Origin of the sequence: Maritimibacter alexandrii, from assembly GCF_005871115.1 — a bacterium.
In the GTDB taxonomy this organism is placed as follows: domain Bacteria; phylum Pseudomonadota; class Alphaproteobacteria; order Rhodobacterales; family Rhodobacteraceae; genus Maritimibacter; species Maritimibacter alkaliphilus.
Genome location: NZ_SWKQ01000011.1, coordinates 244,713 through 258,159 on the forward strand (window position 1 = coordinate 244,713; position 13,447 = coordinate 258,159).

Genomic DNA, 13,447 nt, shown 5'->3' on the forward strand with positions numbered 1-13,447 from the left:
CCTCAGACACATGGCCCGCGCTGGGCGCATGAGCGGAGGCCGCCATGGGCAGCTATATCCTCAAGCGACTGATTTCGGCGATCCCGGTGCTGCTTGGCATCACGATCATCGTGTTTCTCATCATGGCCATGATCCCCGGCGACCCGGCCACCGCCATTCTGGGCAGCTATGCGACGCCCGAAAACGTGGCCAAGATCAACCGTGACCTCGGGTTGGATAAGCCCTTGGTGTCACGGTATTTCATCTGGCTCGGCAATATGCTGACGGGCGACTTCGGACGCTCGTTCAGCCTGAACCGCCCGGTGATCGACGAAATTCTCGAACGCTTCAACGCGACGCTCATTCTGGCCGGGACGGCCTGGGTGCTCTGTTCGCTTCTGGGCATCCTCGCCGGTGTCGTCTCGGCCTCGCGCCAATACGGCTTCGCGGACAAGGCGATCACCTTCGTCGTGCTGATCGGCATTTCCGTGCCCAGTTTCTTCCTCGGCATGATGATGATCCTGACCTTCGCGGTGAACCTGCGCTGGCTGCCCGCCTCCGGCATGTTCGCGATCTACGGCGGGGGCGATCTGCCCGACCTTCTGCGTCACCTCGTCATGCCCGCCATCGCGCTGGCCGTCGTCGCCACTGGCGTCGTCGCGCGCCTCAGCCGGTCGGCCATGCTCGAAGTGCTCAGGCAGGACTACATCCGAACGGCACGCGCCAAGGGGGTCGGCGAGCGGCGGGTGCTTTACGGTCACGCCCTGCGCGCCGCGATGGTCAGTATCATCCCCGTGCTTGGCATTCAGGCGGGCTTCGTCCTGTCCGGTTCGGTCTTCATCGAGATCGTGTTCCAGTGGCCCGGCGTGGGACGGATGCTGGTGGACGCGATCCTGACCCGTGACATCCTTCTGGTGCAGGGCGGCGTCGTCTTCGTCGCGGCGTGCTACGTCTTTTTCAACATCTGCGTGGACGTGGCCCAGTCCATCCTCGACCCGAGGATCAAGACATGACGTTTCTGAAGCTTCTCTTTCGCAACCGTCTGGCCGCGCTCGGCGCGGTGGTGCTGGGGATCATCCTGCTCTTGGTCATCGTGACGCCGATCCTGCCGCTTCAGGACCCGGACGTGACCAACACCGCCGACCGTTTCATGACCCCGTTCTCGGACGGGCACCTTCTGGGCACCGACCATCTGGGGCGCGATCTGCTGTCGCGTCTGCTTTACGGCACGCGCGTGTCCTTGGCCGTGGGCATCTTCGCCGCCCTGATCGCGGGCACCATCGGTTCGGCCATCGGGATCGTCGCGGGCTATTTCGGCGGGCGCACCGACAACATCATCATGCGCGGCGTCGATATGCTGATGGCGTTCCCCTATATCCTGTTGGCGCTCGCGATCGTCGCCGCCCTCGGCCCCGGTCTGTTCAACGCGCTGATCGCGGTGGCCGCCGTGAACATCCCGTTCTTCGCGCGCAACATCCGCGGCGTGACCGTTTCGCTCGCCGGGCGGGAGTTCATCGACGCCGCGCGCTTGGCCGGTATGGGGCACACGCGCATCATCCTGACCGAGCTTTTGCCGAACGTGCTGTCGACCATCGTGATCGCCATGTCCACGACCGTGGGCTGGATGATCCTCGAGACCGCCGGGCTGTCGTTCCTCGGTCTCGGCAGCCAGCCGCCGCAGGCCGATCTCGGCTCGATGTTGGGCGAGGCGCGCTCGCAGCTTATCACCGATCCGCATACCTCGATCATCCCCGGCATCATGATTTTCCTGATCGTCATGTCGATCAACCTGTTGGGCGACGGGGTGCGCGATGCGCTCGACCCCCGCCTTCGCTCCGGCGCGCTCACGCGGCCGCGCGCGCAGACGCTCGTGAACCGGGGCGGCGACGTGCCCGCCGACGACCGGAAGGGCATCCTGAACCTGCAACGCCTGTCCACCCAGTTCCACATCGGGCCGCGCGTCTACAAGGCGGTGAACGAGGTGTCGCTCCATGTGAACCCCGGCGAATGTCTGGGCGTGATCGGCGAATCCGGCTCCGGCAAGTCGGTCACCGCGCTTTCGGTCATGGGGCTGGTCCCGTCGCCGCCGGGTGTCGTGACGGGCGGGGCGGTGCGCTATGAGGGCGAAGACCTGCTCGACATGCCGTTCGAGAAGCTGCGCCAGAAGCGCGGGGACAATGTCGCCTATATCTTTCAAGACCCGCTTTCCACGCTGCACCCGCTCTACCGTGTGGGCGACCAATTGAAAGAGGCGATCAGCGTGCACCACAAGGTGTCGGACAAGGAGCTGGACCGCCGCGCGGTCGAGTTGCTGAAATCCGTGCGCATTCCGAACCCGGAAAGCCGGATCAGGAACTACCCGCATGAAATGTCGGGCGGAATGCGCCAGCGGGTCGGCATCGCCATGGCGCTCGCTAACGATCCCGAGGTCATCATCGCGGACGAACCGACAACCGCGCTCGACGTGACCGTGCAGGCGCAGATCCTGTCGCTGCTGGACGATCTCAGGCGGGAACGCGGCCTTGCCATCGTGTTTATCACGCACGACTTCGGCGTGGTCGCGCAGCTGTGCGACCGGGTGGCGGTGATGTATGGCGGCCGGATCGTCGAAGAGGGGACGACCACCAACATCCTCGACAAACCCGCCCATCCCTATACCGCGCGGCTCATGGCCTGCGTGCCGGAACTGGGTGGCGGCAAACGCGAACTGGCCGCGATCCCGGGCCTGCCGCCCATCGTGTCGGACCTGCCGCCGGGCTGCGCCTTCGCACCGCGTTGTGACAAGGCGACGGAAGCCTGCACGCAAGGCGAAATCGCGCTCGAAGGTGGCACCCACAAGGTGCGCTGCATCCATCCTGAGGAGGAGGTCGCATGACCGCTGCACTCAAAGTCGACAACCTTGCCAAGACGTTTTCCATCTCCGGCGGCCTGTTCGGCGGGCAGCACCCCGGCGTGCGCGCGATCCGGCCCATGTCGTTCGAGGTGCAGACCGGCGAAACCCTTGGCATCGTGGGGGAATCCGGCTGCGGCAAGTCCACGCTCGCCCGGATGCTGGTGGGGCTGCTGGAGCCGACCGAGGGGACGATCGAGATCGAAGGCAAGGCATTGGACAATGCCGACCCGGCGGCGTTCGGGCGGCTCATCCAGTATATGTTTCAGGATCCGGTGTCGTCGCTGAACCCGCGCAAGACGATCAAGCAGATCATGGAAGCGCCGCTGAAACGCCTGCACGGGATGAACAAGGCCGAGCGCGATGCGCGGATCGACGAGATTTTCGACAGCGTCAATCTGCGCCCCGAATTCCTTGAACGCTATCCGCACGAATTTTCCGGCGGTCAGGCACAGCGCATCGGCATCGCGCGGGCACTGGCGGCAAGCCCCCGGATCATCATTCTGGACGAACCCGTCTCGGCGCTCGACGTGTCGGTGCAGGCGCAGGTTCTGAACCTCATGCGCCGCCTCAAGAGCGAGTTCAACCTGACCTACCTATTCATTTCGCACGATCTCGCCGTGGTCGAGGCGGTGTCGGACCGGATCGTCGTGCTTTACTTCGGCGCGGTGGTCGAGATCGGGCGGGCGGAAGAGGTGTTCTCGAACCCGCGCCACCCCTATACCAAGCTGCTCGCCGACAGCGCGCCGGTCGTGGGCCGCCCGCTCACCGCGCCCGAACAGAAGGACAGCGAACTGCCCGACCCGCTGAACCCGCCGCCGGGCTGCGCCTTCGCCACCCGCTGCCCGCGCGCGACCGAGATTTGCCGCGAACGAGACCCCGCGCTAGAACAAGTCGGAGATGACCAGTTTGCCGCCTGCTTCCACCCCCTCTAAGGACGCCGTGCGCCTGAGCCGCCCGGCGCAGGTGGCCGAGGCGATCAAGACCTTCATCGTGAAGGAAGGGTTGCAGCCCGGAGATCGGCTGCCCTCCGAGCCGGAACTGATCGAGCGGTTCGGCATGGCCAAGGGCACGATCCGCGAAGCCCTCCGCCTGCTGGATGCGCAGGGTCTTGTGAAGTCGCGCACCGGGCCGGGTGGCGGCACCTTCGTTCACGAGCCTTCGCCGGAACGGGCCGAGGCGCTGCTTGCGAACTATTTCTACTTCAAGGATCTGACGATTTCGGACATCTACCAGATCCGCCGGGTGCTCGAACCCGAGCTTGTGGCCGATCTGGCGGGCAATCTGAACCCCTGTGTTCTTGGCGAACTGCGCACCATCCTCGCCTCGTATTCCGAACCCGCGACGACGGATGACGAAGAACGGGACCAGCACATCGCGACGCTGCGGTTCCACAAGCTTCTGGCCGATCAAAGCGCCAACCCGCTCCTGTCGTTCCTCATCGGCTTCATGCTGTCGATCCTGACCGACATCACGGTCTATCGAAAGCTCTACACGCCGATCAACCACGACCTGTGGTCGCGCGGCGTCGATTATCAGACCCGCCTGCTCGACGCGCTGGATCAGGGCGACGGCAAGGCCGCGCGCGCGATCATGAAGGCGCATATGCAGACCGCAGGCCCGCTCATGGAAGGGCAGGAGGCCTATTCGCTGAAACGGTTCCTGACCGACTGATCCGCCCGGCCAAACTTGCATTGCGCCTGCCGGATATGGGCCTATACCTCACGCCATGCGTATCCCTTCGCTCCGGCATAACCTGGTCACTTCGGGCCTTCTTGCGCTGGGCGGAGCGGCGGGTTTCCTGTTTCAGTGGATCGGAACGCCGCTGCCTTTCATGCTGGGCAGTCTCATCATGGCCGCCGCCGGAGCGATGACCTTCGGTGACAGGTTTCCCCAAGGCTACAGCTATCCGCTCCCGTTCCGGCAATTGTTCGTCGGTGTCATCGGCGTGATGATCGGGGCGCAGGTGTCGCCCGACCTTCTGACGCTCGCGCCGAAGCTTCTGGTCAGCATTCCGGCGATCCTGCTTTTCGTCGTCCTCGCACACAGCGCGAACTACCTGATCTTCCGCAAGGTCGGGAAGCTGGACCGGGCGACGGCCTATTACTCCGGCTCACCGGGCGGTCTGCTGGAGTCCATCGCCTTCGGCGAGGATGCGGGGGCCGACATCCGCGTCCTGACCATCCTGCAATTCCTTCGGATCATCGTGGTCGTCGCGGTGCTACCCTTCGCGATCTCCATCTACGAAGGGGAGCCGGTCGGCTCCGCCGCGGGCCTCACCACATCCGCCGATCCCGCGATCTGGCTCGACGTGGTGCTCGTCATGCTGTTCTCCGTCGCGGGCGTCTGGCTGGGCGGCAAAGTCAAACTTCCGGCCTCGCAACTTGCCGGGCCGCTGTTCCTTGTCGGTGTGGCGACGGCGACCGGCATCGTCGATCTCAACATTCCGGGCTGGCTGGTCGCCTCGGCGCAGGTCGTCGTCGGCATCAGCCTTGGCCTGCGGTTCGTCGGCATCACGCGCCGGATGATGATCTCCGGCCTCGGCCTCTCGCTTCTGTCCGGCGCGTCGATGCTGGGGATCGGCGCGATCCTTTCCCTGATCGTCGCGCGGCTCACCGATTTCAGCCTCGAGACGCTCATCATCAGCTTCGCCCCCGGCGGCGTCACCGAGATGAGCCTGATCGCGCTGTCGCTGGCGGCCAATCCGACCTTCGTGACGCTCCATCACCTCGTGCGGATCGTGGCGACGGTGGTGGAACTGGCCGTCGTGCGAAAGATGAACTGGTTCGCGCCCTGATTACTTGTTGGCGTCGATCCAGCGGCTCATCAGCCCCGCATCGCGAAAACACTCGTCCGGGATCGCCCGGCGTTTGATCCGCGCCAGTTTCTCGGCAAAGGCGACCTGACGCGACGTGGCGACGCCCTGCGTGGCGCTGCGCTGGCGGTTGCGGTCGATCCAGCTCGACAAGGCCTGCCGCGTTTCAAGGCTGGAACGCGGGATCGGCATGTCCAGCTTGCGCGCGATGGCACGGGCATAGCCCAACTGTTTGTCGGTCGGGGGCAGGGGATTGGTCTCATACATGGCACGTTCTCCCATCAGATGAGAACAAATATAGAACATGAGTGTTCTATTTCAAAGAACAAACGCGTCAACAGGCCGTGATGTTGCACAATTTGTGGGGGAGGCCCGGAATTTCGCCACAACATTGTCCGATTTGGCGCCTAACCACGGGGCATGTCGACGGACCGAACATCGGTGCCACGCACCCCCCGGCTGCTCGCCCCGTTCGAAGGGTTTCGCGGGCTGGCGGCGCTGTCCGTGTGCCTTTACCACCTTCATCACGTGCCGGGGCTGTCCCCGCTCACCGCGCGCCTGCCGGGGTTCTTCGGCTCCGGCTGGGTGTTCGTGGATGTGTTTTTCGTGCTGTCCGGCTGGGTGATTTCCCATGTCTATGCCGACCGGATCGCAGAGGGGAGCGCCACGTTGCGCGCGTTCTTCGCGGCCCGCGTGGCCCGGCTCTGGCCGCTGCACATGGTCGTGCTTCTGGTCTGGTTCGCAATCGCGCCCGTGCTCTTCGATGCGGCGGGGGCGGGTGCCTATGCGGATTGTCTGCCCCAGCTCGCGACATTGAGCTTCACATGGGGGCCGCTGGCCTGCGCGGCGCCGGTGCCGCCGGCCTGGTCGATCAGCGCCGAAATTGTCGCTTATCTCGCGTTTCCGCTTCTAATCGCTGCCGGATTGCTGCGCTCGATGCGCGGTGCGCTCGTGCTGATCGCGGTCGGGGTCGGCGGCTATCTGGCGATGCAGGCCCTCTGGGGCGGCTTCCACGTCTATAACGGGCGCGCACCGCTGCGTGCGCTGTCGGGGTTCTTCATCGGGGCCGGTCTCTGGCGGTGCCTGCGCGGCGCCCCCTTGGCCGACGGCACCGCGACGCGATTTCAGTGGATCGCCGCAGCGGGTCTGATCGGCGGTATCGCCCTGAACCTGCCGCCGTTCTTTCTGCTCGGCGCGAGCGTGCTTTTGATCGTCGGCGTCGCTGCGGGGCACGGGCCGTTGGCGCGGCTTTTGTCCACTCGCCCGCTCCTGTCCCTCGGACGGTTGAGTTTCGGGCTTTACCTTTGGCACTGGTTTGCGATCATGGCGCTGGCCAGACTGGGCGATGCGGCAACGCTGCCCTTGGCCCTGATCGCGGTCTTGGTCGTTTGTGTCGTCGCCGACCTGTCCTACCGCGCGGTCGAAATGCCGGCCCGGCACGCATTGCGGCGGGGCCTGTCCGGAAGCGGCGCACCCAAACGCGCCATGGTGGAGTGACCATGCAGATCGTCTACGACGGAGACTGCCCTTTCTGTTCGCGCTATGTCGCGATGGTGCGTCTGCGCGAGGCGGCCGGACCCGTCGAACTGATCGACGCACGCAGCGACCACCCGGCGGCGCGCCGCGTGACGCAGGCGGGCTTCGATCTGGACGAGGGCATGGCGCTGATCGACGGCGACACGATCCACTTCGGGGACGAGGTGGTGCATCGGCTGGCGCTCATGAGCACGGGGTCCGGCGCGTTCAACAAGCTGAACGCCCGCATCTTCCGCTCGCCGCGCGTGGCGCGGATGCTCTATCCGGTGATGAAAGCGGGCCGGAACGCGACGCTCACCCTGATGGGGCGGCGCAAAATCGGGGGCTGACCCCGATCAGTGCGAACAGACCTTGGGGCGGGTCCAGTCGACCGGCTTGAAGGTCAGGAACTTCCGCGCCGCGATGCCGTGCGACAGGTAGGTGTTCGTCCAGCCCGATGCGGTCGAGACGGGACCATCCGTCGTCGCAACCGTCACCTTTAGCCCCGGGGTCAGCGCCAGCATCCGGTCCAGCTCATAGCGCACAAGGTCATATCCCGGTGCGATGTAGCGCGCGTCGAACTGCGGGCTGTTGGACGCGACCGGGGTCACGAGGTCGGACTGATAGGACGCGCCGAAGGGCAGAACCCCGTGGAACAGATGATTGGTCTCGCCCCCCTCGGTGTGAAGGTTCGAGAACATGGCCACCGAGCTTTCGGTCTTGAGACCCAGATAGGGGCTCCACCCGTTCGCGAAATAAAGGATGGGGATGAGCACGAGCCAGCCTGCGCGATACCCCTGTTTGCGCCCGCCGTCGCGCGGCATGAACAGGATCAGGAATGCATAGAACCCCAGCGCGTAGACGGCGAAGAACGGCATGAAGGCGCGGTCTTCGGGGATCAGGCGGTCGGGGGCGAAGAGCGCACCCATCGCGGCCACGTATGCCAGCACGAACAGCACCAGCGCCCCGCGCCCGATTTTCAGCGCGGTGTCCGGGCTGCCGGTCCAGCGGGCCAGCGCGTCATGGGCGTTGGTGAACACCTCTTTCGGCAGGAAAAGCGCATAGAGCACCAGAACGATGGTCGAGAAATCCTTGTAATAGGCATATCCGGTGAAACCGATGATGATGTGGAAAGGCACGCCGATCAGGATGCCGATGGTCTTCAGACGCGGAATGAACAGGGCGACCATGGCGATGCCTTCGATGACGAATGTCGCGTAGATCGCGCCATAGTGCCCGAACCCCCAGTCGCCCAGCCCGACACCCGTGGTCAGCGCCTTGTACAGCACGACCGCGCAGCTCACCGCCGGGTCGAGGAAGGCGATGTTGATCTTGTGGTAGATGCCGAAGAAATACATCGCCGGAAGGATCAGCCGCCCCGCCGAGGCGATGCGGTGAAAGAACGCCTCGCGCCCGTCCGGCCCGGTGGGGCGCAGGTAGAAGAGCGCACCCAGAACGACGAGCGAGAACGCGAACGAGGTCGTCTGGTTGTTCGACGCCACGGGAGAGTTGAGGATGTAGGTCACGCTCCACGCGAAGGCGTTGATCGCGAGAATGCCCCACAGGCGCGGCATGACGATGCCTGCGACGCTCAACCCCATGAACACCGCGTGGACCGCGGCGGGCAGGGGCGTGCCGCCCATCGTCAGGCCCCAGATCTGGAAGAAATAGATCGACGACAGCAGCGTGACGAGGCCAAGCCGGTCCATCGGCTGCACGGCGATGCGCAGAAGCGTGAACGGTTTGACCTGACCTGCGCCGACTTGTTCCATCTCAGCCCCAATGCCACTTGAAAGAACCACTGTTTCCACGTCGGCATAAATGGAAAATGCGGTGAAATGTGGGCGGGACTGTCCGGGTTTTGCGACGAAAGCGCGGGTTTCGGATCAGAGCCGCGCCAGCCGACCCGGTGTGCCGGGGGCCAGTGCCACATCTGACAGCCGCGCCATGTGCCACGCAAGGACGAGGTTCGACGACAGGACGGGCATGGAAAGCCGGGTTTCGAGGTCGTCGATGATCCCGAGCGTGCGAAGGTTCGTGCAGGACATGAACAGCGCGTCGACGCCGCCGGGTTCGACCAGCCGTTCGGCGGCGGCGATGATCGAGGCCGGCGCGATCCGGGCGACCTTGGCTTCGGTCGACACGTTGAAACTTCCGAACAGCGGTGTCTCGACACCCCCTTCGGCCAGCACGTTGCAGATCCGATCCGACACTTCCGCAAGGTAGGGCGACAGAAAGGCGATCCGCCGGACTCCAAGCGCCGCGCAGGCGGCGAGAAGCGCCGAGACGGGTTCGGTGACGGCCCGCGTCTGTGCCCCGCCCGAGACGAGGGCGGCCACCTGCGCGCGCCCGATCTGGGCCGTGCCGGACGTGCAGCCATAGCCGATCGCGCCGAAGCGGGTCCACGGGCAGAGAAGCTCGGCACTCGCCCCCAGATCGCCCTCCATCGCCGCCAGCGTCTCGGGCGTCACGTCCGCGCCCGACCGGATGCGGGTGAATTGCAGCTCGACCTCCGGCCCGAACAGCCTGCGGAAATCCTGCTCCACGGTTTCGTCGGATTGCAGGACGATCAGGCCCAGCTGGGTCGGAAATACCTCGACCGGCTCGTAGGGGAAGACCCGGAAACTCATGGGTCGACCTGTGGTATCGCGTGGCCGACCGGCATGGTCAGCCAGTCCGCGCCATCTTCGGTGACGACGATGTTTTCCTCGTGAACCATGATGCCCGTCTGCGTTTCGACCACGGGTTCCAGCGTCAGCACCATGCCGGGGACGAGCGGCGTGTGGTCGGCGGGGATGAGCGATGGCGGTTCGGTGAGTTGCATCCCAAGCCCGTGGCCCAACCGGCCCTTCACGGCGGTGTCGCCGCCGGTCAGGATCAGGTTCATCGCGGCATAGACCTCGGCGGGTGTCGCGCCCGGTCGGACCGCCTCGAACCCGGCATGGGTCGCGTCGATCAGGCGGGCATGGTCGCTTTGCACGTCGTCCGATGGCGCGCCGATCGAGAAATTCCTGTCGAAGTCGCAGAAATACCCGTCCCACACCGCGCCCGTGTCGAGCATCAAGACGCAGCCCTCTTCGAAGGGTGCGTTGGTGGCGGGCGAGATCACGTCGCCATAGCCGCCCGGCGCGGCTGCGCCAGCCAGGTAGGGCACCCAATCCGCGCCTTCGTCGAGCAGGAGCGACTGGAACGAACGAAAGACGGTGGACAGGGGAATGCCCGCACCGGCGATGTCGTTCACCCGCGCGAATGCGGCCTCGGCGATCCCGCAGCTCCACCTGATCTTGGCGATCTCGGCCTTGGATTTGACCATCCGCGCCGAACGAAGGATCGCGGCATCGTCACCGAACACCCGGTCGGGCAGGCGGTCGCGCAGCGTCGTCCAATCCTGAAGCGGCATACGCAGATGCGTTTCCGGGCCGGACGGCACGCCGATCTTGCCGCGCTTCGGGGCGACCTCGGCCAATGTGTCGGCCAGCAGGGAAACGCCGTCGTCGGCATAATCCGGCGAAACCCAGGTCCGGATGTCGTCGATCCAGGTTTGCCGCATCAGATGCGCGCCGATCTCCGGGATCACCGCGATGGGTTTACCGGAGGCCGGGACCACGAGGAACCAGGGGCGGGTCGGGCTTTCCCAGAACCGCGTGAGAAATCCGGTGAGGTATCGCACCTCGGGTTCGGTGGTCAGAAGCAGCGCCGAAAGGTCGTGTTCGGCCATGCGCGACTGGATATTCGTCAGCCGTTCGGAATACTCGGTCTCAGGGAAGCCGCGCGGGTGGGTCATGCTGTTTCCGACAGGATGGTAAGTATACTGGCTTTCTGGGTGATACCGACCTCATCCGGCAGGCCCGCGACCAGCGCGGCAAGACCAGCCGCGCCGGACGGGGTCGAGGGCAGTCCCGCCGCGTCGGCCCGGTCGCACCCGGCCTGCGCCTCGCTTTCGCTGATCGTCACGAACCAGTCCGCGTCGCGGGTAAGGCCCTTCAACGCGATGAGCGAGGGCATCTTGCAGTCGAGCCGCCCCATGATCGACACCGGCCCTTGGCTTTCGGTGGGCGCGCCCGCCTCGACGGAGCCGATCAGCGCCGGGGCGGCCTCAGGCTCGACGACCACAATCACCGGGTCGTCGCCCCAGATGCGCCGCGCATGTGCCGCCGCCGCGCCCGCCAGACCGCCGACACCGGCCTGTAGCAGGATGTGGCTGGGCGGCTCCGGCAATTGGCTGGCGGCCTCGGCCATGAGGATCAGGTAACCCTCCATCAGCGTTCTGGGTATTTCGGTGTAGCCCGGCCATGAGCTGTCCGACAGAAGCGTAAGGCCCTCGTCCGCCGCCTCGGCCTCGGCCGTCGCCATGCTTTCCTCATAGGTCGCCCCGGCGCGCCGCACCTCGGCGCCCTCGGCGCGAAGCCGGTCCGCGAAGCTTTCGGGCACGGTGTCCGCCAGATAGATGCGTGACGTCGCGCCGAACGCGGCGGCCCCGGCGGCCACCGACAGCCCGTGGTTTCCCGCGCTGGCGGCCACGTATGTGCGCCCCGCGGCCCGCCCCTCGGCGGCATCACAGGCGATGACATGCGCGGCGCCCAACGCCTTGAAGCTGCCCAGCCCCATGCGCGCGCGTTCGTCCTTGACGAAGACGCGCGCCACACCGGCCGCATCGGCAAGGTCCGCGCTTGGCAGAAGCGGCGTTATCCGGTGGCGCGGGCAGCGGGCCACACGGGCCAGGGCCGGGTCGGCATCGTCCAGCGGAAAGGGAATGTCGGCGAGGGCAGGGTGATCCAGCCCCGCGCCGCGAAAGGGGTTTCGAACCGCCCGCACCTAGCCGAAGACGGCGGTCAGGGCACCGTCCATCGCTTCCGTGATCGCGTCGATGTCGGCGGGCGTGGCGATCAGGGCGGGCGAGAAGCACAGGACGTTGTTCAGGCCCGGAACAGACCGATTGGACGCCCCGATGATGACACCGCGCTCGGCGCAGCCCGCGACGACCTTGCCGATGTCGGCCTCGCTCACCGGCTCTTTCGTGCCCCGATCCCGTACCAGTTCGAGGCCCTGAAACAGGCCCAGTCCGCGCACGTCGCCGATCACTTCGTGCTTCACTTCGAGAGCTTTGAGGTTGGCCATCAGCCGCTCGCCCATCTTTTCGGCGTTCTCAACCAGCCCTTCGTCCTCGATGATCCGCATGTTTTCCAGCGCCGCCGCCGGGCCGCCGGTGCAGCCCCCGAAGGTCGAGATGTCGCGGAAATGGTCGAGCGGATCGGAAGGGTCGGACTTGAACAGGTCGAACACCTTTTCGGTGGCCACGCAGCAGGCGATGGCGGCGTAACCCGAGGCCACGCCCTTGGCCATCGTCACGAAATCCGGTTCGATCCCGTAGTGCTGGTAGCCGAACCATTTGCCGGTCCGGCCCATGCCGCAGACCACCTCGTCGATATGCAGGAGCACGTCGTATTTGCGGCAAATCTCCTGCACCCGGTCCCAGTAGCCGGGGGGCGGGGTGATGACGCCGCCGCCCGCCGTGATCGGCTCGAGGCAGAGCGCCCCCACGGTGTCTGGGCCTTCGCGCAGGATCACCTCTTCGATCGCGTCGGCGGCCTTACGTCCGTATGCCTCACCCGACAGATCCCCCCATCCCTGATCGGCGGCGCGGTATTCCATGCAATGCGGCACGCGCACGAAGTCGGGCGTGAGCGGTCCGTATTGCATCACACGCTCGTCCTGACCGCCCGCGCTCATCGTGCCGATGGTGCCGCCGTGATAGTCGCGGTCACGGTAGAGAATCTTGGTCTTCTTGCCGCCATAGCGTTTGTGCGCGATCTGGCGCACCATCTTGAACGCCTTCTCGTTCGCCTCGGAACCGGAGTTGCAGTAGTAGACCCGGCTCATCCCCGGCATTTTTTCGATCAGCTTTTCGGCGAAGATCGCGCCGGGAATGGTCCCGGCGGCGCCTGCGAAATAGTTCATTTTCACAAGCTGTTCGCGCACGGCATCGGCGATGGTTTCACGCCCGTAGCCCACGTTCACGGTCCAGACCGCACCCGACACGGCGTCGATGAACTCGCGCCCGTGCTGGTCCCAGACGCGAATGCCCTTGCCTTCGACGATGATGCGCGGCTCGCCCGTCTCGAACGGTTTGTGCTGGACGAGGTGGTGCCAGACATGCGCCTTGTCGGCCTCGACCACATGGGAAATGTCGTTGTCGGTATAGCCGTCCACGGGGACCTCCTGTCGGGTTTTGTCTTTTTGATCAAAAA

Annotated in this window: 13 protein-coding genes; 7 read left to right on the forward strand and 6 right to left on the reverse strand. The window is 65.5% G+C overall.

All coding sequences use genetic code 11. From position 1 onward, the window contains the following. The first annotated feature begins 44 nt into the window (after nt 1-44). Genes FCT00_RS09255 through FCT00_RS09275 form a run of 5 tightly spaced genes read left to right on the forward strand, consistent with a single transcriptional unit; the run spans nt 45 to nt 5,666 of the window. Nucleotides 45-992 carry an ABC transporter permease gene (locus FCT00_RS09255; protein ID WP_138422770.1) on the forward strand — a complete coding sequence of 316 codons (948 nt, stop codon included), beginning with the start codon at nt 45-47 and terminating at the stop codon, nt 990-992. Next, nucleotides 989-2,854 (forward strand): dipeptide/oligopeptide/nickel ABC transporter permease/ATP-binding protein, encoded by a 1,866-nt coding sequence (locus FCT00_RS09260; protein WP_138422771.1) that lies wholly within the window; start codon nt 989-991, stop codon nt 2,852-2,854. Before FCT00_RS09255 ends, FCT00_RS09260 begins: the two co-directional genes overlap by 4 nt. After that, nucleotides 2,851-3,804: an ABC transporter ATP-binding protein gene (locus FCT00_RS09265; RefSeq protein ID WP_138422772.1), complete on the forward strand. Its 954-nt coding sequence runs from the start codon at nt 2,851-2,853 to the stop codon at nt 3,802-3,804. The genes FCT00_RS09260 and FCT00_RS09265 overlap by 4 nt, the downstream gene beginning before the upstream one ends. A gap of 7 nt (nt 3,805-3,811) precedes the next feature. Beyond that, entirely contained in the window at nt 3,812-4,543 is a 732-nt protein-coding gene (locus FCT00_RS09270) for a FadR/GntR family transcriptional regulator (RefSeq protein ID WP_138422773.1), read from the forward strand. Between the two features lie 55 nt (nt 4,544-4,598). After that, nucleotides 4,599-5,666, forward strand: coding sequence for an AbrB family transcriptional regulator (locus FCT00_RS09275; protein ID WP_138422774.1), 1,068 nt, complete (start codon nt 4,599-4,601; stop codon nt 5,664-5,666). Here FCT00_RS09275 and FCT00_RS09280 read toward each other — a convergent pair whose 3' ends face one another. Further along, nucleotides 5,667-5,951: a hypothetical protein gene (locus FCT00_RS09280; protein ID WP_138422775.1), complete on the reverse strand. Its 285-nt coding sequence runs from the start codon at nt 5,949-5,951 to the stop codon at nt 5,667-5,669. Between the two features lie 174 nt (nt 5,952-6,125). Here FCT00_RS09280 and FCT00_RS09285 point away from each other — a divergent pair, with 174 nt between their 5' ends. Both FCT00_RS09285 and FCT00_RS09290 read left to right on the forward strand, forming a co-directional pair. After that, the gene (locus tag FCT00_RS09285) at nt 6,126-7,181 is read left to right on the forward strand and encodes an acyltransferase family protein (RefSeq protein WP_171042954.1); all 1,056 of its coding nucleotides are present in this window, start codon (nt 6,126-6,128) and stop codon (nt 7,179-7,181) included. Between the two features lie 2 nt (nt 7,182-7,183). Then, a complete protein-coding gene (locus tag FCT00_RS09290) occupies nt 7,184-7,549 on the forward strand; it encodes a thiol-disulfide oxidoreductase DCC family protein (RefSeq protein ID WP_235888977.1) in 366 nt (121 codons plus the stop codon). Nucleotides 7,550-7,555: 6 nt separating this feature from the next. Here FCT00_RS09290 and FCT00_RS09295 read toward each other — a convergent pair whose 3' ends face one another. From FCT00_RS09295 to FCT00_RS09315, 5 genes are all read right to left on the reverse strand, one after another. Next, the gene (locus FCT00_RS09295) at nt 7,556-8,971 is read right to left on the reverse strand and encodes a hypothetical protein (RefSeq protein WP_138422778.1); all 1,416 of its coding nucleotides are present in this window, start codon (nt 8,969-8,971) and stop codon (nt 7,556-7,558) included. A gap of 114 nt (nt 8,972-9,085) precedes the next feature. Next, nucleotides 9,086-9,829, reverse strand: a complete 744-nt coding sequence (locus tag FCT00_RS09300) for a maleate cis-trans isomerase family protein (protein WP_138422779.1) — start codon at nt 9,827-9,829, stop codon at nt 9,086-9,088. Continuing rightward, complete coding sequence (locus FCT00_RS09305; protein ID WP_138422780.1) at nt 9,826-10,983, reverse strand: M24 family metallopeptidase; 1,158 nt, start codon at nt 10,981-10,983, stop codon at nt 9,826-9,828. The genes FCT00_RS09300 and FCT00_RS09305 overlap by 4 nt, the downstream gene beginning before the upstream one ends. After that, entirely contained in the window at nt 10,980-12,014 is a 1,035-nt protein-coding gene (locus FCT00_RS09310; RefSeq protein ID WP_138422781.1) for a pyridoxal-phosphate dependent enzyme, read from the reverse strand. The genes FCT00_RS09305 and FCT00_RS09310 overlap by 4 nt, the downstream gene beginning before the upstream one ends. Continuing rightward, the gene (locus FCT00_RS09315) at nt 12,015-13,409 is read right to left on the reverse strand and encodes an aminotransferase family protein (protein WP_138422782.1); all 1,395 of its coding nucleotides are present in this window, start codon (nt 13,407-13,409) and stop codon (nt 12,015-12,017) included. Between the last annotated feature and the right edge of the window lie 38 nt (nt 13,410-13,447).